General features: G+C 60.1%; 14 protein-coding genes. 1 reads left to right on the top strand and 13 read right to left on the bottom strand.

The features are described from left to right. Positions 1-23 precede the first annotated feature (23 nt). Both NHAM_RS24855 and NHAM_RS10650 read right to left on the bottom strand, forming a co-directional pair. A complete protein-coding gene (locus NHAM_RS24855; RefSeq protein WP_011510571.1) occupies positions 24-1160 on the bottom strand; it encodes a DUF3298 domain-containing protein in 1137 nt (378 codons plus the stop codon). Positions 1161-1472: 312 nt separating this feature from the next. Then, positions 1473-2207 (bottom strand): hypothetical protein, encoded by a 735-nt coding sequence (locus NHAM_RS10650; RefSeq protein ID WP_041357971.1) that lies wholly within the window; start codon positions 2205-2207, stop codon positions 1473-1475. A gap of 93 nt (positions 2208-2300) precedes the next feature. Here NHAM_RS10650 and NHAM_RS28880 point away from each other — a divergent pair, with 93 nt between their 5' ends. Next, positions 2301-2435 carry a hypothetical protein gene (locus tag NHAM_RS28880; RefSeq protein WP_011510569.1) on the top strand — a complete coding sequence of 45 codons (135 nt, stop codon included), beginning with the start codon at positions 2301-2303 and terminating at the stop codon, positions 2433-2435. Between the two features lie 346 nt (positions 2436-2781). On the opposite strand, the gene NHAM_RS10645 is transcribed toward NHAM_RS28880, so the two are convergent. From NHAM_RS10645 to uvrA, 11 genes are all read right to left on the bottom strand, one after another. Further along, complete coding sequence (locus NHAM_RS10645) at positions 2782-3501, bottom strand: hypothetical protein (RefSeq protein WP_157043596.1); 720 nt, start codon at positions 3499-3501, stop codon at positions 2782-2784. A gap of 90 nt (positions 3502-3591) precedes the next feature. Beyond that, entirely contained in the window at positions 3592-4362 is a 771-nt protein-coding gene (locus tag NHAM_RS28185) for a YecA family protein (protein ID WP_041357970.1), read from the bottom strand. Positions 4363-4396: 34 nt separating this feature from the next. Beyond that, positions 4397-6253 carry a TniQ family protein gene (locus tag NHAM_RS10635; protein ID WP_011510566.1) on the bottom strand — a complete coding sequence of 619 codons (1857 nt, stop codon included), beginning with the start codon at positions 6251-6253 and terminating at the stop codon, positions 4397-4399. Continuing rightward, a complete protein-coding gene (locus NHAM_RS10630; RefSeq protein WP_011510565.1) occupies positions 6250-7320 on the bottom strand; it encodes a TniB family NTP-binding protein in 1071 nt (356 codons plus the stop codon). The genes NHAM_RS10635 and NHAM_RS10630 overlap by 4 nt, the downstream gene beginning before the upstream one ends. Next, positions 7317-9566: a DDE-type integrase/transposase/recombinase gene (locus tag NHAM_RS10625; RefSeq protein WP_011510564.1), complete on the bottom strand. Its 2250-nt coding sequence runs from the start codon at positions 9564-9566 to the stop codon at positions 7317-7319. The genes NHAM_RS10630 and NHAM_RS10625 overlap by 4 nt, the downstream gene beginning before the upstream one ends. Positions 9567-9572: 6 nt before the next feature. Further along, positions 9573-10295, bottom strand: coding sequence for a hypothetical protein (locus NHAM_RS10620; RefSeq protein ID WP_011510563.1), 723 nt, complete (start codon positions 10293-10295; stop codon positions 9573-9575). Between the two features lie 394 nt (positions 10296-10689). Continuing rightward, a complete protein-coding gene (locus NHAM_RS10615; RefSeq protein ID WP_011510562.1) occupies positions 10690-11565 on the bottom strand; it encodes a hypothetical protein in 876 nt (291 codons plus the stop codon). Positions 11566-11649: 84 nt separating this feature from the next. After that, a complete protein-coding gene (locus NHAM_RS10610) occupies positions 11650-12306 on the bottom strand; it encodes a hypothetical protein (RefSeq protein ID WP_011510561.1) in 657 nt (218 codons plus the stop codon). Positions 12307-12477: 171 nt separating this feature from the next. Further along, positions 12478-16269: a vitamin B12-dependent ribonucleotide reductase gene (locus NHAM_RS10605; protein ID WP_011510560.1), complete on the bottom strand. Its 3792-nt coding sequence runs from the start codon at positions 16267-16269 to the stop codon at positions 12478-12480. A gap of 808 nt (positions 16270-17077) precedes the next feature. Beyond that, entirely contained in the window at positions 17078-17596 is a 519-nt protein-coding gene (locus NHAM_RS10600) for a BA14K family protein (protein ID WP_011510558.1), read from the bottom strand. Positions 17597-17928: 332 nt separating this feature from the next. Then, positions 17929-20970, bottom strand: a complete 3042-nt coding sequence (gene uvrA, locus NHAM_RS10595; protein ID WP_011510557.1) for an excinuclease ABC subunit UvrA — start codon at positions 20968-20970, stop codon at positions 17929-17931. Positions 20971-21206 lie beyond the last annotated feature (236 nt).

The raw sequence follows: 21206 nt of genomic DNA, 5'->3' as shown, positions 1-21206 counted from the left end.
AAGCCTTTCGAATTGTCCAATGGTTACGCAGATGATTGAGGAAGGTTTAGTTTCGGCATGCTCTCGAATTCTTTGCTAATGCGATCATGTATTTGATCCCAAGGGATTCGAACCTCAAATGAGCCAAAAGCATATGCAAGCACATCATACGGGCTGAAATGCAGAACCAAACCTCTATTATCAAAATTAAAATTGCTGAGCAGTGCCCAACCCAAGTTCGAATCTGAAGTGTATTCGTTGAAATCAATGAGAAAAGAAATGTCTTCGTAACCTGAAACGAGTAATTGCCGCTTTAAATCGAGCTGCACATAATCAAGAAGAAATTTTAGGTTTGAACTCTCGCTATCGAACAGGTCATTGATTGTCCACTTACCAATATTCTCGCCTGCAAAATTTAATGTAGTTGTGTGTTGATTGCCGTGTGCTGCCCCGGTCGAATAAAAGAAATGTTCGAATGTTAAGGATACCCAGTCATCGGATCGATAAAATTCACGAACGCTGCACTGCCACGTGGATCGCAACTCAGGCGACTCCGGCATTTCTGCCTCTCTTCGACGTGCATCATAGTAAGCGGCTAGCACATGGGCCGAAATTTCCGCATTGATGAAGTCAAAGAAACGGTTACTAAAGCGATATTTGAAATAGTCGGCCTGTAGATCTCGTACCGAATCTACATCATGGATCTTAAGATCAATTCGACCGCCTGCCGTGGCTTGAGCTTTGATATAGTTGGTAAGCTCTTCGGGGCCGCACGAGCAAAGCTGCTCATGTTTTCGCGCGATGCTTTTTGCTACACGATAAGGCCAATCACCTTTTTTGTACTCAACGTACTGATAGCTCGCAATCTCGCGAGGAACGGCAGCACCACCGACAAGTATAGGAATTAAGAAAAGGTTTCCTGGCGGTATATCCTTGGCCTTATCGAGAGAACGCTTTATCTCTCTCTGCACTTCGCCAGCCCGACTTTGCATTTCCGGGGAGATCAGATGGATGACGAGATCAGCCTCATCTTGCGCTTGTTCACGCGCAGCACGCCAATCCTCGCCAACAAGTACGTGTTCCTTATCAAACCATACTGTCAATCCCAAATTGGTCAGAAAATCCCAAATGGCTCTGGCATCGGAAAGCCGTTCTGACGGATAACCCAAGAAAATTTTCATTGTTCAAGTATTCGAAGACAAATTTCTGATGCGTAACATTTGGTTCGTCCTAATCATGGTCTCGCTTGTTGCCAGGACGGATGCTAATTAGCAATCGGCATAATGTGTCATCAATGAGTGGAGCAGCTGATTAAGAGTTAGCTGCTCCACTGCGGCGCCGGGCAAAGTACGTCCCCTAGCGCCTCCGCAAGGCCTTGGAATCGCATACGGCGAGTGCCGCACATTGGCAGGATAACCGATCCTTGCCGAGCAAAGTACGTCCCCTAATGAGGTGATGCCAGCAGCAGCGAGGCGCCGGCCATGCGCGACCACCTAGGGCGCGAAGGACAGCCTGTCCGCTCCGAAGATTTCGGCCGCCCATTCGCGCAGGCGCCCGGTCTCCACCCGTCCGTGCTCGACGACCTCGCTTCGTCCGCCGGTCACGGTGTCGCTCGCTACAACGAGCTCGGGTCCCGTAGATCTGCGTATCCTGAGGAGATAGACGGTCTGGATCAGATCGCCAGCGATCCCCTGTCTCCAAATGGCAGTTGCACCGCGATACTTCGCCACGATTCCCGCGTCGGTATGCGGGACGAGCGGCCGCGCCGCAGGGATACCGTCCGCCGAAAGAAAGAGCCTGCAGGCGTCTTCAACGCGGCACCGGAGGTCAATCCTGATGATCATCCCATCTCCCGTCAGGGGCGGCCAGGACCGCGCGCAGACCAGCGCCGGCCCTTCTGCCGCGGCGACGACGGCAACGATCTGCCGTTCCTCAACGCCAGACCAGGAGATGTCGCGGGAAAACAGAACGAGGCCTTCGCTGCGCATCTCGTCGAAGATCGCCCGTTCCCCCGGATGAGCATAGTCGATCTCCCGGGGCGCTGCGTCACTCCAATAGAAAGGGTGCGGACGATGGCACCATCTCCGGAAAGTCGCAACCGCCGCCCACGCGCAACGGGACTGCACACCGGCCGCCAGCGCGTCCGCTTGCAAGAAAGAGTTCGTGCGCGCTGGAGTTAGGTCGCGCTTGCGACTCGACACTGCGACGACGCAGTTTTCGTCGAGCATTCCGTATTCGAGATGAGATGGCCAAGAAGGCGGAGCCGGGAAAGTCACAGACCAGCAGGAGTGGCCCCCCGCGCGCCGGCAGGGAAGAAGCCGTTGACGGCCATCATCGACGAAGAGGTGATCAAGGAGGCGAAGATCGAAGCCATCCGGCAGGGGACGAACCTGTCGCGCGTGACACAGGATCTGCTGCAGGGCTGGCTGTCAGGCATCTACAAGCTGAAGCAGTAGCGCGCTCAATCAAGTCCGATCGCATCGTCCCAAAGGAAAACCCCGCCGTCGCCGGCGGGGTTTTTTGTGCCCTACGAAAGTAGAGGGCGTTTAATCAGGGGACGTTTTATGCCCGTCGCCGCAGCCGCATGCGGCGACGGGCATAAAACGTCCCCTATCTCCTCGTTAAAGCATTGAATCATTGCCGTTCGAGACGTCAAGATTCGACGTGGATGACAGCAGAGCATGCAATTCGCGTCCTCCAAAGACTGTCCCCTTCTAGGACGATCCCTCTCTCTGGATCACCGTCGCGTCATTCGTCCGCTAATGCCGTCCGCTCGACATGTCGATCCAGAGTATCGCCCACCTACCGAGGCTGCGGTTTATCGTAGTCCAGATACTTGTCGGCGGAACGGTTCAACCGAAGGAGCGTGGTGAAAGGCACCGATACAGTTCGACTGATAATCGCCTCTTCGTCCACCGAACTTCCGAAATCTAGGTCGTAATGGACCGCGGGATAGCCTTCTTCCCCTCGAGTGATTTCGTGAACGTCGCGCTGCTGATCGTAGGTTGACTGGAGAAAGCTGATCTCTCCGAAATCTAGCTCCGGATTGTAGTCGATGTGCGACGCCATCAGCGTGGGAGTGTCAGCCTCCCGCCCCAACAGATGGTGAGCATTGTGAAGCACCTCGCCGATCGCGATCAAAAGGGTGAGTTCGTCCTTCTCGTCATTTCCGGGGAAGATTTCCGAATTGAGCCGGCGCAAAGGGGCCTGTTGCGGCGCGAGATGGCGCTCTTTGATCCAGGCATCATCGACAAAGTATTGAGCCAACGCTCCCCTGAACGGCCACTTTCCCCCATTGGGGCTCATGGTCTTGGGGAAGTAGAACATGTTGACGGTGCATCGCTCGAGCCTCGCGAGCAGTTCCTCAGGCGGAATGTTTGCCAAGGGAAAGAACATCAGGCAGCCAAGTCGCGTGAGCTGGTCTTTGGAGAGGCGGTCCTTGGCACCTACAACGTCGCAGTACCGCAGAAAGAGAGACTCCGGGATACCGACTTTCATCGCGAATTTTTTGAGCTCGAACACCTGTGCCTCCTGAAATTGCGGAGGCCACATCGATTCAGATACCGCTGCCAGGGTCAATCAAGTTTTCACGGAAATCTGTCGACAATGACCTTACACCACGGGTGACGTGTTCTTCTCAAACCATAGAAAGGTCCGTATCTCCAGCAGGGTCAGGATCAAAACGAGGGAGTTTTCCTCGTTACCGTACTCGACATTTGCGCCGTGCAGGATCGCGTTGCGGTTGAAGTCATCAGAGCCCTTTTGCCCCTCGAAAAGCTGATGGATAAACGCATTGAAGTGCGCTGCGCCGTCGGTCAGGCTGAACATTAGCCGACTATCCCAGTCGCGTTTGATGGTGGGCCTGAGATCGTCTTTGAGGTCGAGCGCCCCGATCTTTCTGAGTATCCCTTCGAGTTGAGCGAAAAGCGCTGGGACCGATAGCGTATGGAGCCCCTGAAAATGAGCATCGATCGCATCCAGTAATATTTTTCGTCGGGGACCGAAGCTGTCAAAAGTATCGCAGGCATCTTCGACCAGCTTGACCACGGCATCTCGCTTAGTGGCGCTCTTGAAGAGGTCGAAAATAAGGATCTTCGTCAAAACGTCATTTTTCAGAGCATTGTCGATCCCGATTAGCATCTCGACCGTCAAAACTCCGAAAAGATAGAAACCGTTATCGCGGCAGAAGTAATGAAGAGTCCGAGTGAACCCCGAGACGTGGTTCATGATGTCGTCGGTAAAATCGACGGTTCCAGCGAAGCCCGGCGGGCCTGCCGTGACCGGAACGATCCGCGGCTTTATCTCGCGTCCGATGCAGCAATACTTGTATTTTTTTCCCGACCCGCAGGGGCAAGGTTGGTTGCGGCCTGTTTTAACGTTCACTCGGCTTTCCACAGATTGCGTGACGGTAGCTATCTTATGTAGAGTTTCTTGAGCTCTCCGCGAGCGTGGTCCGCCGATAGAACGTCGCCCCGACCTTGTCCGGATCGAAGGCCGGCTTCACGCCGGCGGACTCGATCTCTCTCTTGACCGCCATGTGATGGCGGCCCTGCTGGCGGGCGATCGCGAACAGGGACACGAATTCACGGTCAAACCGCTCGACCTCCGCGGCTGGCACGACCACGGTTGGGCACCTGTTGACGGGGTTGACGACGGTGATCGATTTCAGATAGCCATGCTTGATAAGGGCGGACGCGACCTTGGCCGTCGTGGACAGTTTGTCCTTGATCTGGAGCCCGGTCAGCCCACCGTGATCGGGCCCGCGTACCAAAGCGCGGATTTCCTCGACGTCGACAAGGACCGACATATAATCGCGCTCGGAGGTGAGCCTCCATTTCCGCCGCACGTTGCCATCCAGGATCAATCGGACGATTTCCTCGCTGGCGCAACAAGCGAACTTGGCTGTGTCGGGAATGTTCGCCCGGCTGCGGCCAACCGTTTTCGTGGGCTTGGCGCCGTCGAGCAGCCGTTGCAGGAATGCATCCAAGTCTTCAGGGGCGAACTGGTCGGCGGCGCCGTGATCGCCAGCGCGAAACCGAGGGACAATCAAGCCGGATCGATAGAGCATGTCTCGTTGGACCCGAGGGGCATTGAGATATTCACCGGCTTTGCGGACAGACAGGATGGCGGCCGAGGCCTCTCTCGCCGTCAGGGAGCCTTTCTCAGCATCGAACAGGCAATTTCCGTCCGCGAGATCAGCTGCACCGTCGGGGAGCACTCCAGACGCCGCGAGGAGCTTCCGGAGCCGCTTCGGGTGAAGCTTGGTCTCGATCGAGAGCGTCCTGATTGAATGCAGGGCTCGGTGTTCGACCGGCTTACCGAACACGGTGTCGCCTGGCCCGACGGGAAAGCGGGTCCGGATGAAGTCGCCGACCAGGTCGCGCAGCGGGTCGTAAGCGGGATCCTCCCGCCCAAATTCGAGAGCTTGGTAGATTCTGCCGAACACGGCTTGAGGCCCTTCCTTGCCGGTCCCACGGTATGGATACGATGCCTGCAGGCCCTGCAGGAAGGCGTCGACTGCCGGCTTGCCGCTATTCAGGATGTCGAAACCGGCGGCGCCGGCGCAGCGCCTCTCATCATCGGTCAGGATCTTGAGGTTCGGCATGCGTCCGAGCGTGGCGACCGCGCCAAACAGCTCACAGCCGGCCATGGACACATGCAGCGTCATGCCGTCGAGCAGGACGCTTCGTGCTGCTCCACCGTCAATGCGATTGACGATATAGGTCTCAAGACCGGTGAGCGGCCGCGTGCCGGCCTCGTCCGCCAGGACACGAAGGTTCGGCAGCACCTTGCTGACGTGGCGGGACCAGTCATGCAGCAGACTTGGGGTCAGGTCCTTGTCGAGCACAACAAGTGGCGTGGTGTGGATCGGGCACGTTTTCACGGCCGCGATCTGCCACAGCGCGCGTTGGAACGGCGCGAGCTCGGGTCGGAGGTGGGGCGCGTCCGCGATGTCGCCGGCGAGACATTTCGGGCAGATAGCGACGATGGCACGTCGCAGGCTGCCGCGGACAAGTTCCTGACCTCGTAGCCGGTAGCGTCGCTCGCCGGTCTTGACGAACGCGTTTGCCGCGAGCGCCTCCGCTGCGACGCCACCCTTGGCGGCGATCATGGCCAAGGCCTCGGGCTCGCCGTCAACGACCTTCTGGAAGGTCGTGCGGAAATCAAGACAGAACTCGCGCGCGGATGGGGCGTATCGAACCGCGAGCCTGGAAACGAAGGACGCTGGCGTTTCGCCGACGCCAAGGGGCACGGTAAGGCGGAGCGGTCTCACGACTTCCGGCCTTTCTTGGCGTTCTTCCGGCCGACGGGCGTGGTGGCATCGTCGATTTCCTCGACATCCTTGGTCTGCAGGCGCGTGGTGTCGATGGTGTGCCAGGCGCTCGAGATGAAGGGGTTCTGGTCGTCCGGCAGGAGATTGCGAGCGGCATAGGCGTTCGCGAAATCCATCCTGGTGACGCCCTTGGCACCGCGGTCGATCGCTTCCTCCATGGCCTCGGCGAGTATCTCGAGGGTGATGCCCATTTCGTATTGGCCAGCGTGCAGCAGGCGGGCGATGATGTCGTCGCCTGGTTCAGTGCCGACCTTAAGCTTCACCTCGTCCGCGTAATGCTGGAGGGCCTGTTCCAGAAACTCAGCGTGCTCCTTGGGCGTGAGCTTGGTCAGGTACATGAAGCGGAGCCGGCGCCGAAGCTGCCGGTCATGGCGGAAGAAGGGCAGCAATTCGGGGATGCCGGACAGGATCAACTGCACGGGCCATTCCGGGTTGGTCATCAGATCCTTGAGCGTGTCACGCACTTTCTGGACTTCGTCCACGCTGTGGCCGTGCAGGACGTGTTGAAGATCATCGATGGCGAGGAAGAGGACGTTGTTCTCGCGAATTTGCTGCCTGACCCGGAGCCAGGCGTTGTTTTCTCGGATTTCGCGCTGAAGGTCGTAATCCATCAGGTCAAGCACGCGGATACCGAGTTGACCGAGCGTGCACGGGCTGGGCGCGGTGATGCTGATCAGCGGACACCAGGTACTCTTGACGCCGAAATTAGGAAAGGCCGAGTGATCGCGGAAGGTCTCTTCCATGAGCCTGGATTTGCCGGCTCCACTGGGGCCAATAACGACAACACCTTTACCTGGGGCGCGGTTGTTGGCGGCGTGCGGCTGGTTCGGATCCCGGCGGATCACTGCATTGGTGATGAGGCGTTTGAGGAGGCGCGCGAGGTCGTCGTCGCGCTCCGACATCATGTACGTGGTTTTTGCCTTCTCGATGCGGGCAACGAGCGCGAGATCAGCTGGACTGAGCAACGCGCGCAGGTAGGCAGCGGGATCTGCGGTGTCGTAGGTCATTTGCGCCTCTTGGGCTTCCATTCGCGCGGTGGTTTGCGGATGCGGATTTCGGGAGTGGGTTGAGATTCTGCGCGCGCGACGCGCGGCGCCTTGGACCGGCCGCGTTTGTTGGTTGCTTCGACCTGGCTCATCAGCATCTCGGCCGACGGCAGTAGCGGTGTCGCTCCATTGTGGGGCGGTGCCATTGCGCCGGTGGGAAGCAGATCCTTGAAGATATCGACGGGGCCGTCGGGAGCAGGATTAGGGTCCGCCGCGAAGCGAATGGCGGTACCGATGGAATTGCGCAGCTTTTCGAGCTCTTCCGGCGTTTTGAGGCGATGCCTGATCCCGAGCCGCTTCCGGGTTTCGGCATCAGCCATCTGGGCGAAGCCGATGGCGCCGAGGACGATTGGTTCGGCGAGCTTCTCGATGTGCCGATTTTCCCGGCGCATGCTGGCGAGCGCGTGGTCCCAGACCGACGCGCTGATGCCATTCATACAACGTGGACCGGGGACGTGGAGCCAGCCGCCATCGACGCGCAGGGACAGGCCGCCGAGGTCCTCGCTGTCGACGATCACAGTGTAGTCGCGCTGCGGACTGTCGCGGAACAGGCGTTCAACCATCGGCGAGGTGTACCAGTTGCCGAAGATCTCGATGCCCTCCGGCTGGAGCGTGATGGTGTAAGGCTGACCGAATGCCTGCCGCAGAAGCGGTTTGCCGGGGACCGACCGAGGCGCGAACTTTTTGGTCGCCTGGAGCCAAGCATGCCGCGGCGTATCGCCGTCGAGGCCGTCATGCGGCGTGTTGTGGTATTGGTCGACGATAAAGCGCAGGATCAGCGCGGCGAGTTCGGCCACCGTGACGCAGGCGCGCGCGTCCGCCTGATACTTGCCCCGCACCACCGGGTTGCTAAACGCGCGGCCCGAGAACCTAAGCAGTGAGCGGATTTCGAAAGTCTGGAAGACGCGTTCGATCTTGGCGCGCTGCTGCGGCGTTTCGATCTGTGGACACTGGTATTCGATGCCGAGGATGTCGCAAACGCCCCTGGTCCTGGCATTAAGGATGGCGCTGCCTTCGTCGCCCGCGAGGGTGTTGATGTTACCGCGGTACTCGTACGGCGTTTCGCAACCGATGGACTGCGCCAGCGGGGTCTTGTCCGACATGCACATCCGCAACAGGGTCGCTGTGTTCGTAGCGCTGGGCTCGAACGACAGGACAACGGCCGGGAGGACGCGTGTGGTGCAACAGATCGCGGCCGAGAGAACGCATCTGGTCTTCTCAGCCTGCTCCTGCAGCGCTGGACTGATGGCTTCCCAGAAGCCGGCATCGATCACGAGGGTGTGGAGGTGGACGTCCCAGTCGTCGATTTCGACACGCTGCATGGGACGGAAAAGATCGGGGACGCCGCCCTTGGAGGGGTGGAAGCGACGCTTCGCGCTTTCCTCAAGGTGGCGCGCGGCGTGAACGTCGAACGGCGCGAGCATCTTGATCTGCTGTCTGAAGTAATCTTTATCCGGAAGGCGCAGGTCCTTCAGACCATTCTCTCGCCGCTCGGCGTTGATGTTGGCGATCTCGGCCTTCAGGTCATCGTAAAGCAGTTCACGCGTTGGGCGCTCCGGACTGAGAAAGCGGAGGGCATGTTTCTTCACCAGTGCATATTCGTCGCGGTCGTAGTGTGGCTTGCGGTTTCCGCACCGATGCGTACCCGGGACGATTCCGAGTTTCCCGAACCGTTCGTAGTTCATGACCCACTTCAGGAATTCCTTGGCACCGGGCAAATGCAAGCTCGTGACCAGCCCGTTTCTGGCGTGCTTGCGAGCTTCTTGGTCGATGTAGGGTTGGATTTCGTTGTCGATGGCCTCCTGCGCGGCCGGTCGGAATTTGGAGGTGCGGTGATCAGCGAACAGATCCTGGAACTTCCAGACCGCGATTTCACGCAAATCCACGACAATCTGTTCGCGTGGCGGAAGCTCCTTGGCCGACGAAACGCCCGCTTTAAGCCTGGCTTCGGCCTTCTCGACGCTGAGACCATCAGGTTCGAGGTCGAAGTCCTGCCTCTCTAGGAGCTCGTTGTACTCATCGACCGTGAAGGCGAAATTCACATTCGCGTCCGTGAGAGACTGGAAGATGTAGCCTTCATGGTCTGATTTGATGCACCTGAACGGCAGGCCGAACACAGTGGCCTTGTCCCTTTCGCCCACGTGCCAGCGCACCGCCTCGCGGCGGCGCGGCCTTTTCGGCAGGTACTGGTGGGCTCGGCGCGCCATCGAGTGTCAGCGCTGGCGTGCGACCGCTCGCGTCACGAGCGCGTCGAACTCGAGCCTGCGGTACTCGACGAGACGGATATGACCGGCGTCGATCGCGCGTATCACCGCGTCGTAACCGTAGCCTCCAAGCCCCGAGTCCTCGACGAGCTCGCCGATCGTAATCTCGCCCTTGAGCTTGCGGATTATTTTGGCCAGTTGGGCATCATCTTCGGGCCATTCGTCGCGCGTCGCCATGTGGACGACTTCGGCGTTGAAGAGGTCGACCTGGGACAACTTCTTCTCAGTGAACAGCAGCACGTAGTCGGCGATCGCGGGGGAAATCTGCTCGGCGATGAGTTCGACAGTGCGATCGATCCCGGTCTTGGCGACGAGCGCAGACGGCTTCACTGCGGTCAGGATCCGGGCGCCACCCACCAGCGTGAACCGGAAATCGAACTTATGCTGACGTTCACGACCGGTGTCGTCGACGTAAGTCACCGCCGGCTGCTGCTCGGCGACCTCAATGACATCGGGCCGCAGCCTGGCGAGTAGCGCGCAGCAACGCTCGAGAATGGCTTCGTACCAGACCTTGCGCCCATCGATGAACGTATAGCCGTGCACGCTGATCGCCGAGTGCAATGACATCTCGCGGCTGGCCAGACTTGGCGGTGGGTCCGGCATGAATTCTGGACACGGGCGCGGCGCGCGCAGGTTCGGATCCGGGGTTAGATATTCTTCCAACGTCATCATCGATCTGGCTCGTCCTTTCGAGGCAAAGCTTCGCCGTTCGCCGAAATGGTCGGCGGCGAGCCTCTCTGAATTTTCGGATCGAAGACCGGTTTCTGCGTTGAACCGCTTGCATCATGCGGCGGCGGGGAGCAGAATCCAGACGCCTTTTCGGGCTCGTCTGGTTCGGTCTTCGATCCAGCGAACAAGCGGTCTCGCTGCTAACGAGGCCGCTTGTTTTCGTTTGGGCTACGTCGTGGTCATGGTCTCCTGAGGTGAGGATTGCTCCTCGGGACGAAGGATTCCCCGGAACCCTGCAAGAGTCCCAGGGAAAATTCAGAAAAAGAATCTGCGATCAAAGACTTAGCGAAATCGTTGAATCTAAATCGCGAATCCTTGCGCAGCGCGCCGGCGCTTTTCATTCCGTTGGGATGCGAGCGTTCATCTCGTTGGCTGCTGCTGCCCGTGAACTCCAAATCGGATCATTGCCGAAAGCCTTGGCCAAGACTGCGTAGACCTGAGGATGGACAGCGGTGAGCGAGACAGCGCGGTTGTCGCGAGCAACGGTCAGCCCAATCCAGCGCGGATGTTCGATGGCGTCGAAATAGGGATCGGCTTCGCGCTCGTCCTTGGCGCGATAGAAGAAGAACTGCGGAAGAAATATTTCGGCGCGGACGTCACCATCGGAGGTGATGATGGAAATCTTGCCTCGCCCCCGTTTTGCCGTGCAGCCAGTTCGGTCGACGTCGCATGCCTCGACGATCTCATCGAGATTCAGGGCCTCCACATCGCCCGTTTTCGCAATGAACTGGAGGTGTCCATCCTTTGTGAGGGAGATAGACGCCAGCGCGCCGGCGCCTATCTCATAGGCGAGAAGCGCGGCACCGCCGAAGAGTGACAAACGATCCGTCACACCAGTGTACCAGAACCAATCGAGTATCGCAGCCTGCCGGCCGGGCAAGCGGGCAAGCCCGTGAGCCTTGGCAAGGCGACAGCACAGATCGAAATCCCCGCGCTGATCCTTAATAATCTTGCGTGCGCGACCAGCGGTGTCCTCGAAGTGTTTGAACGTGGCCTCTGTCTCAGCGCTCCGGCGTCCATACGAGAAGAACTTCTTCTTCCCGTCCTCGCGGAAGTAGCGGACGAGGTATTCGGCGCCCTTGACCTTCTTCCAGCCCATGCCGCCTGAAAATGCGGCCGCAACCTGTAAGGAATGACCGTATTCGGGCCACATCTCACGGAGGTGATGCATCTGTTCAGCCTGGGCCGAGTTGAATTCGACGAGATCTGACACCTGTTTCTCCAAAATCACTTTTCAATGAAATGGTAGAAACAGTGAAACTTTCAATGCGATCTGCCCCTGTCGGCTCGTTCACCTTCATCGATTGGTTAATGCACTAGCTGATGTGCGCTGCAGCGTCGCGTCGCCCCTCCGTCTCGGCGCCCGCATAAGCAACGTGTCGATGTCGAGCATACAGTATTCGACAAGCCGAAGCTGGCCAGCGAATAGAGCCCGGACCACGGCGTCAAAGCCATATCCCTCGAGGCCGGATCTCTCGACGAGTTCGCCAATACTAACCTGGCCACTCATCTTGCGGATGACCCTGGCGAGTACCTCGTCGTTCTCGGGACAGGGATCGCGGGTCGCCATGTTGACGTTTTGCACATTGAAGGTATCGATCCGGGAGAGCTTCTTCTCGGTGAAGGACATCACATAGTCGGCCATCGCGGGAGAGATCTGCGCGGCGATGAGCTCAAGGATGCGGTCAAGGCCAGAAATCGCAATCAACGCGGACGGCTTGACTGCCACAAGCACACGCTTGCCGTCGGAAGTGGTGAAGCGGAAATTGAAAATATGCCGGCGCTTCCGGCCATCATCGTCGATGTAGGTGACCGCAGGGGGGTGCTCAGTAACTTTGACGATATCCGGCCGCAGCCTGCCAACCACCAAGCAGCAGCGCTCAAGGGCGCCCTCGTAGCAGACCTCGCCGCGAAGGTCGAAAGTGCGCAACGGCATTGCCGAATGAATGATCATCGCCTCCACCTCCTTTCGATCCGCCGTGCGAGCCCCGGTTGAATCAAAAATGGCTCGCCGCTGATTGTTCGCGTCGAGCCATTTTGCTTTTCACTTACCCCCTACGAAAGTCGGGGACGTACTTGTAGGGGACGTACTTTGCTTGGCGCTGCATCCACTCATTGAGCTACCTCACGAACACCCCGTCGTCGATCCACACGTGTCGCACTTCATGCAGGTGCCGTTGCGCACCAGTGTAAAGTTGCCGCACTCCGAGCACATCTCGCCTTCGTAGCCTTTTGCTTTTGCTTCGGCGCGGCGTTCGGCTTTCGAGGGTGCAGCTTGAGCGGGGGCGCCGGCTTTGCTCCTCTGCTGCTGCTTCAGCCGTTCAGTCGGCGAAAGATCGTGCGGTGCTTCCTGCTTCAGCGCGGTCGCGCCTTCGAGCGTGTCGCCCATGCGCGAAGAGGAGAGGGCGGTGACATTGGCCCCCCCACCTCGATCCTCCCCCGCGAGGGGGGAGGGAGAAGTAGAGACGCTTCGTGCGCTACCCTCCCCACCGAGCGGGGAGGAAGAAGAGCCACGCATCACCACAAGATTGTCGGTACGCGAGCGGGTCAGGCCCTTGGAGACGTAACGGGTGGCCTGCTGGCCTTCCGGCTCCTTGCCTTCGGCGACACCCTTGCCGATGGCGTCGAAACCGGATTCGCTGGGATCGACATGGGCGAGGTCGTAGCGGCCCATATAGCTCACCGCGAGTTCGCGGAACACATAGTCGAGGATCGACGTCGCGTACTTGATGGAGTCGTTGCCCTGCACCGGGCCGGCAGGCTCGAAGCGGGTGAAGGTGAAGGCGTCGACATACTCTTCCAGCGGCACGCCGTATTGCAGGCCGAGCGACACCGCGATGGCGAAGTTGTTGATGAAGGAGCGCAGCGCCGCGCCTTCCTTGTGCATGTCGATGAAGATCTCGCCAATGCGGCCGTCGTCGTATTCGCCGGTGCGGACGTAAACCTTGTGGCCGCCGACGACCGCCTTCTGGGTATAGCCCTTGCGGCGGTCCGGCATCTTCTCGCGTTCGCGCAGCACGACGATGCGCTCGACCAGTTTCTCCACGACCCTTTCCGATACCTGCGCGGTGCGCGCCGCCATCGGCTTGTCATAGAACGTCTCGATCGCGTCGTCCTCCTCGTCGTCATCGCTGATGAGCTGCGAGTTGAGCGGCTGGCTGAGCTTCGAGCCGTCGCGATAGAGCGCGTTAGCTTTCAGCGCGAGCTTCCAGGACAAAAGATAGGCCGACTTGCAGTCGTCCACCGTGGCGTCATTCGGCATGTTGATGGTTTTCGAGATCGCGCCCGAGATGAACGGTTGCGACGCCGCCATCATCCGGATGTGGCTCTCCACCGACAAATAGCGCTTGCCGATCTTGCCGCAGGGATTGGCGCAGTCGAACACCGCGTAGTGCTCGGCCTTGAGGTGCGGCGCGCCTTCCACCGTCATCGCGCCGCAGATGTGCACGTTGGCGGCTTCGATTTCACGCTTGCTGAAGCCGACCGCCGCGAGCAGGTCGAAGGTCGGCGAGGCGATGGTCTCGGAGTCGATGCCGAGCGTGTCGCGGATGAAGTCTTCGCCAAACGTCCATTTGTTGAAGGCGAACTTGATGTCGAACGCGGTCGGCAGCGCCTTTTCCACCTTGGCAATGGCTTCGTCGGTGAAGCCTTTAGCTTTCAAGGTGGAGACGTTGATGCCGGGCGCGTTGGACAGCGAGCCGTGACCGACCGCATAGGCCTCGATCTCGGCGATCTCGCTCTCGCGATAGCCGAGCACGCGCAGCGCCTCCGGCACGGCGCGGTTGATGATCTTCCAGTAGCCGCCGCCGGCGAGCTTCTTGAATTTCACCAGCGCGAAGTCAGGCTCGATGCCGGTGGTGTCGCAATCCATCACGAGGCCGATGGTGCCGGTCGGCGCCACCACGGTGACCTGCGCATTGCGGTAGCCGTGCTGTTCGCCGAGCGCGAGCGCATCGTCCCACGCCTTCGTCGCGTGGACGATGAGGTCGGCTTGCGGGCAGGAGGCATGGTCGAGCGGCACCGGGTTGACCGCGAGCGCCTCGTAGCCGTGCGACTGACCGAGCGCGGCGCGGCGGTGATTGCGGATCACGCGCAGCATGTGGCCGGTGTTTTTCTTGTAGCCGTGGAAGGCGCCGAGTTCGCCGGCCATCTCGGCGGACGTCTTGTAGGCGATGCCGGTCATGATCGCGGTCAGCGCGCCGCACAGCGCGCGGCCTTCCTTGCTGTCATAGGGCAGGCCCATGGTCATCAAAAGGCCGCCGATGTTGGCGAAGCCGAGGCCCAGCGTGCGGAATTCATAGGACAGTTCCGCGATCGCCTTCGATGGGAACTGGGCCATCAGCACCGAGATTTCCAGCACGACGGTCCACAGACGACAGACGTGCTCGTAGGCATCGACGTCAAAACGCTTCAAGGCGGTGTCGTAGAACGTGATCAGGTTGGCGGAGGCGAGGTTGCAGGCAGTATCGTCGAGAAACATGTATTCCGAGCACGGATTCGACGCGCGGATGTCGCCGGACGCCTTGCAGGTGTGCCAGTCGTTCATGGTGGTGTTGAAGTGCAGGCCGGGATCGGCCGACGCCCAGGCGGCGTAGCCGATCTTCTCCCAGAGATCGCGGGCCTTCAGCGTCTTCATCACTTTCTTGTTGGTGCGGCCGATCAGATTCCAGTCGCCGTCGGTCTCGACCGCGCGCAGGAAGTCGTCCCTCAGCGACACCGAGTTGTTGGAGTTCTGGCCGGAGACGGTGAGATAGGCCTCGGAGTCCCAGTCGGTATCGTAGACCGGGAAGTCGATGTCCTTGTAACCCTGCCGGGCGTACTGGATCACCCGCTTGATGACGTTGTCGTTGACCAGCGCGCGGCGCGCCAGCTTGATCTCGCGGCGCAGCGCCGGGTTCTTCTCTGGATCGAAGCAGTCGTCGCCCGAGCCCTCGCAGTTGACGCAGGCCTTCATGATGGCCTTGAGGTGCTTCTGGTTCAGCTTCGAGCCGGTGACCAGCGCGGCGACTTTCTGCTCCTCCTTCACCTTCCAGTCGATGTAGGTCTCGATGTCCGGATGGTCGGCATCGACCACCACCATCTTGGCGGCGCGGCGCGTGGTGCCGCCCGACTTGATCGCGCCCGCGGCGCGGTCGCCGATCTTGAGGAAGCTCATCAGGCCGGAGGATCGGCCGCCACCGGAGAGGCGTTCACCTTCGCCGCGCAGCCGCGAGAAATTCGAGCCAGTGCCGGAGCCGTACTTGAACAGACGCGCTTCGCGCACCCACAGGTCCATGATGCCGCCCTCGTTGACGAGGTCGTCCTCGATGCCCTGGATGAAGCAGGCGTGCGGCTGCGGATGCTCGTAGGACGACTTCGACCTGGTCATCTTGCCGGTCTTGAAGTCGACGTAGTAGTGGCCCTGGCCGGGTCCGTCGACGCCGTAGGCCCAATGCAGTCCGGTGTTGAACCACTGCGGCGAGTTCGGCGCCACCATCTGGCGCGCCAGCATGTAGCGCAACTCGTCATTGAAGGCGCGGGCGTCGTCCTCGCTTGAAAAGTAGCCGCCTTTCCAGCCCCAATAGGTCCAGCACCCCGCGAGCCGATCGAACACCTGCTTTGAAGAGAGTTCGCTGCCGAAGCGCTCTTTTTCGGGCAGCAGGCTGAGCGCCTCGGTGTCCGGCACCGAGCGCCATAGCCACGACGGCACGGTCTCTTCCTCGACCTTCTTCAGGCGCGCCGCGACGCCCGCCTTGCGGAAATACTTCTGGGCCAGAACGTCGGAAGCCACCTGCGACCAGAACTCCGGCACTTCCACGTTCTCGAGGCGAAACACCACCGAGCCGTCCGGATTGCGGATCTCGCTCGTTGTCAGCCGGAAATCGATCTCCGCATAGGGAGACTGGCCATCTTTGGTGTAACGCCGTTGGAATCGCATTGTTTTCGTGCCCCGTAACTGCCCGTAACCGCTTCGGCGCGGCATCGGCGATTTCCATTCGCGGACTTTTCGCGGCCCGCAGCTCAGCCGGTGGTTCCGACCCTGTTTTCCCGGAGGTAGGTCCGACCCGCCCGAACCTTTCGATTCGGCTGGGCCTTGAACTCAACGCCTCACGCCTCGATTTGAGCCGTTCCAACCCGGTTCTGGCGCTCCTGAAAGCCCCGGTTTCAGAGCAGACACGTCCACGCTCCGCTGCCTCAACGGCTAACGAAGTGACCATTCTGGAACCCTTCAGGAGCGACCGGCGGGGACCCGAAACACACTCGCGCCGAACAGGAGCAAAGCTAGGACGACTCCGTTGCGCCCGTCAAGGATTAGTGCTGTTTTCTAAATCAAATACTAAATATGGTGGAAAAACGAGAAAACCAAGGGACGGATTGAGCCTTGATTGGCTCCAAGTATCAGTGAGTCCTCAGGGATTCCCAAGCAAAAGAATCCTCCAATTCACTCCTCGGACGAGCTTCGCACGCTGTTCACAGGACAACTATTTATTGCTCGCGAGGGGTTGCTTTAAGCGCGACTCGCCACACCGGACGGCATGCCGCCGCATGACCGGGCTCGGGCGAGAGAGCGGCAGCGCTCTCCCGGCGTTGTCGCGGCCGATTCCGCCGGATTTTTCAAAATAACTTGAGGCCCCAATCACAGCGAGCGTCACGTGTGAGGAGCATAATAACAAAGAGCGGTGCGCAAAGGCACCGCTCCTGGATTTGAGGGCAGGGGCTTGCCAATCAGTGAAGCCCGGCAACGTTCATGGACAGGGATGGCGTTTGCCGTCGTAACCGAGATAGGTTCCTGAACTCACGTCGTATGATTTGAACCGCTGCTGACAATAGGCGACGTCGTCGCCACTGCTCGGAACGACCTCGACGGTCGGACTATCGTCATAATATCCGTAGGAGTCATCGTAGTAATAGGGACTGGCGAACGCACTGCCGACCCCGAAACCGAAGCCGGGATAGAATCCCGTATAGAATCCGCCGGAATGACGATGATGATGGCCGCCACGCCAGCCGCCGTGATGTCCCCCGCCATGCCAGCCGCCGCCAGCCATATGTCGGCCGCCGCCGCCAAAACCGCCGCCACGGCTTATGTGGCCTCCGCCACCGCCCCCGCGACCTATGTGACCGCCTCCGCCGTGGCCGCCACCGCCGGAGAATCCCTGAGCCTTTGTTCCCTGCGTTCCCTGCGCCAAGCTTGGGGATGTCGCGGCCAGCGGCACCGCAAGCGCGATGATGGTCGCCGCCAATACTGGTTTGAAATTGAACATATTCGCAACTCCGTGTCGTGATTCATAAATCCGAGGCTTTGTTCCACGACCTCAACGTGGCGATGTGAGGCAAGTTCCACAATGCGCGTTACGGAATTGTCATGATCGGGGTATTCTCCCCTTCAAGGGTCCACCTTTCAGCCTGCCGGAATCTCCTGATGCCGCTCAAAGGTGACGTCCAGTCTCCCTAACAAGATTAATAAGATGTCCGGCCTTCCTCAATCGGGACTCTAACCGGAGAGAGGCGAACACAGGATTTTCCGGCAAATCCAGACAAGCCATCGCCAAAATTACTTATCGATTACCCGATCGATTCCCAGACTCGATTGGTATTACTCCGCCGCCTCGCTGGCATCTCGCCGCTTCGGCTTTCCTGCCTTTTCCAGCACCGGCCTCAGAAATTTTCCCGTATGGCTGCGCGAAGCTTTTGCGATGTCTTCCGGCGGTCCCCAGGCTACGACCTCGCCGCCGCCGTCGCCACCTTCGGGGCCGAGATCGATCACCCAATCCGCGGTCTTGATGACTTCGAGGTTGTGTTCGATCACCACGACGGTATTGCCCTGCGCCACCAGCTCGTGCAGCACTTCCAGAAGCTTCTTCACGTCATGGAAATGCAGACCGGTGGTCGGCTCGTCCAGAATGTAGAGCGTGCGTCCCGTCGCGCGCTTCGACAGTTCCTTGGCGAGCTTGACACGCTGCGCCTCGCCGCCTGACAGCGTGGTGGCCTGCTGCCCCACACGAATGTAGTCGAGGCCGACGCGATGCAGCGTCTTGAAGGTTTCGCGCACGCGCGGGACCGCCTTGAAGAATTCGGCGGCTTCCTCGACCGTCATGTCGAGCACGTCCGAGATCGACTTGCCCTTGAACAACACCTCCAGCGTCTCGCGGTTGTAGCGCTTGCCCTTGCAGGTGTCGCAGGTGACGTAGACGTCGGGCAGGAAGTGCATCTCGATCTTGATGACGCCGTCGCCCTGGCAGGCCTCGCAGCGGCCGCCCTTGACGTTGAACGAGAAGCGGCCCGGCGCATAACCGCGCGCCTTGGCCTCCGGCAGGCCGGCGAACCACTCGCGGATCGGCGTGAAGGCGCCGGTATAGGTTGCGGGATTCGAGCGCGGCGTGCGGCCGATCGGCGACTGATCGATGTCGATGATCTTGTCGATGTGTTCGAGGCCCTCGATGCGGTCGTGCGGAGCGGCGCCTTCGCTGGCGTTGTTGAGCCTTCGCGCGATCGCCTTGTAGACCGTGTCGATCAGCAGTGTCGACTTGCCGCCGCCGGAGACGCCGGTGATGCAGGTGAACAGACCGAGCGGAATTTCCGCGGTGACGTTCTTGAGGTTGTTGCCGCGCGCGTTCACCACCTTGATGGTGCGGCGATGGTTCGGCGGCCGCCGCTCGGGCACCTCGACCGCCAGGTCGCCGGTAAGATATTTGCCGGTCAGCGACTTCGGGTTTCGCATGATATCTGCGGGCGTGCCCTGCGCCACGATATGGCCGCCGTGAACACCGGCGCCCGGGCCGATGTCGAGCACATGGTCGGCGAGGCGGATGGCGTCTTCGTCATGTTCGACAACGATCACGGTGTTGCCGAGGTTGCGCAGCCGCTTCAAGGTTTCGAGCAGGCGGGCGTTGTCGCGCTGGTGCAAACCAATAGAAGGTTCATCCAGCACATAGAGCACCCCGGTCAGGCCCGAACCGATTTGCGAGGCCAGCCGAATGCGCTGGCTCTCGCCGCCGGACAGCGTACCGGAAGCGCGCGACAGCGTAAGATAGTTGAGGCCAACGTCGAGCAGGAACGACAGCCGATCGCGGATCTCCTTGAGCACCCGACCGGCGATTTCGTTCTGCTGCGCCGACAGCATTTTCGGAACGGTCTCGAACCATTCGCCGGCGTGGCGCACGGACAGTTCGCTGATCTCGCCGATGTGCTTGCCGCCGATCCTGACGCACAACGCCTCGGGCTTGAGCCGATACCCCTTGCAGGCCTCGCACGGCACGTCGGAAAAATATTTCCCGAGCTCCTCGCGCGCCCATTCGCTTTCGGTCTCGCGGAAACGGCGATCGATGTTGGTGACGACGCCCTCGAACGGCTTCCTGGTGTCGTAGGAGCGTACGCCGTCCTCGTAGGAGAACTTGATCTCGTCGTCGCCGGAGCCATGCAGCAGCGCGGCCTGCGTCTTCTTCGGCAGATCCTTCCACTTGGTGTCCAGCGTGAACTTGTAGAATTTGCCGAGCGCGGTCAGGGTCTGCAGATAGTAGGGCGACGACGATTTTGCCCACGGCGCGATCGCGCCCTTGCGCAGCGTCTGTTCCTTGTCGGGAATGATGAGGTCTTCATCGACATGCTGCTCGATTCCAAGGCCGCCGCACTTCGGGCAGGCGCCGTAGGGATTGTTGAACGAAAAGAGCCGGGGCTCGATTTCGGGAAGGGTGAAGCCGGACACGGGGCAGGCGAACTTTTCCGAGAACAGGATGCGTTCGGGCCCGCTCTTGTCGTGGATTTTTGCCACTTTTTTCTTCTCGTCGTGGCCGGGCTTGACCCCGCCATCCATCTCTTTCGAAGATGATGGATCACCGGGCCTCGCCCCTTCGGTGCGGCCCGGTGATGACGCAGGCGCGTCGGCGTACTCGATCACCGCCAGCCCCTCGGCGAGTTTCAAGGCGGTCTCGAAGCTTTCCGCCAGCCGCTGGCCGATGTCCGGCCGCACCACGATGCGATCGACCACAACGTCCATGTCGTGCGGAAACTTTTTGTCGAGCGCCGGGGCGTCCGCGAGTTCGTGAAACGCGCCGTCGATCTTGACGCGCTGAAAACCCTTCTTGAGATACTCCGCCAGTTCTTTTCGATACTCGCCCTTGCGGCCGCGCACGACCGGCGCCAGCAGATAGAGCCGCGTGCCTTCGGGCAGCGCCAGTACGCGGTCGACCATCTGCGACACCGTCTGGCTTTCGATGGGCAGACCGGTTGCGGGCGAATAGGGCACGCCAACGCGCGCCCACAGCAGCCGCATGTAGTCGTAGATCTCGGTGACGGTGCCCACCGTCGAGCGTGGATTCTTCGAGGTGGTCTTCTGTTCGATGGAGATCGCCGGCGACAGCCCGTCGATCTGATCGACGTCGGGCTTCTGCATCATCTCCAGGAACTGGCGCGCATAGGCCGACAGCGACTCGACATAACGGCGCTGGCCCTCGGCATAGATGGTGTCGAACGCCAGCGACGACTTGCCGGAGCCGGACAGACCGGTGAACACCACCAGTTTGTCGCGCGGGATTTCAAGATCGACGTTCTTCAGGTTGTGTTCGCGAGCGCCGCGAATTGTGATGGCGCGTGTAGCGGAACCGGGTTGTTGCCGCTTCGCCTTGATGACTTCATCCATGACAGGCTTTTCCGGGCGCGAAAGCCCGCCGCGTTCGGGCGCGCCGTACCGGGGGAGATCCAGGCTGGCGCCATGTGTGGCTATCTGTGGAACGTAGATAGAACGGCGGACGATTTCCAGAGGGCGTCAGCGATCATCACCGATTTCGTCGCGAGGGGAGTCCGGCCGTATCAGCATGGCTGCCAATTTTGGCAGCGGTCTCCTGCGAACGCGCACCGATACTGGCGGTGCTCAAA

It is taken from the genome of Nitrobacter hamburgensis X14 (assembly GCF_000013885.1).
Taxonomy (GTDB): domain Bacteria; phylum Pseudomonadota; class Alphaproteobacteria; order Rhizobiales; family Xanthobacteraceae; genus Nitrobacter; species Nitrobacter hamburgensis.
Note: the sequence above shows the minus strand (reverse complement) of the source record. Positions and strands in the feature narration are given on the sequence as shown.

What these genes read in the sequence shown, in the direction of transcription:
- NHAM_RS10600 (WP_011510558.1), bottom strand. Translation starts at nt 17,596, where the DNA reads ATGTTCAATTTCAAACCAGTATTGGCGGCGACCATCATCGCGCTTGCG.
- NHAM_RS10625 (WP_011510564.1), bottom strand. Translation starts at nt 9,566, where the DNA reads ATGGCGCGCCGAGCCCACCAGTACCTGCCGAAAAGGCCGCGCCGCCGC.
- NHAM_RS10605 (WP_011510560.1), bottom strand. Translation starts at nt 16,269, where the DNA reads ATGCGATTCCAACGGCGTTACACCAAAGATGGCCAGTCTCCCTATGCG.
- NHAM_RS10610 (WP_011510561.1), bottom strand. Translation starts at nt 12,306, where the DNA reads ATGATCATTCATTCGGCAATGCCGTTGCGCACTTTCGACCTTCGCGGC.
- NHAM_RS10650 (WP_041357971.1), bottom strand. Translation starts at nt 2,207, where the DNA reads ATGCTCGACGAAAACTGCGTCGTCGCAGTGTCGAGTCGCAAGCGCGAC.
- uvrA (WP_011510557.1), bottom strand. Translation starts at nt 20,970, where the DNA reads ATGGATGAAGTCATCAAGGCGAAGCGGCAACAACCCGGTTCCGCTACA.
- NHAM_RS10630 (WP_011510565.1), bottom strand. Translation starts at nt 7,320, where the DNA reads ATGACCTACGACACCGCAGATCCCGCTGCCTACCTGCGCGCGTTGCTC.
- NHAM_RS24855 (WP_011510571.1), bottom strand. Translation starts at nt 1,160, where the DNA reads ATGAAAATTTTCTTGGGTTATCCGTCAGAACGGCTTTCCGATGCCAGA.
- NHAM_RS10620 (WP_011510563.1), bottom strand. Translation starts at nt 10,295, where the DNA reads ATGATGACGTTGGAAGAATATCTAACCCCGGATCCGAACCTGCGCGCG.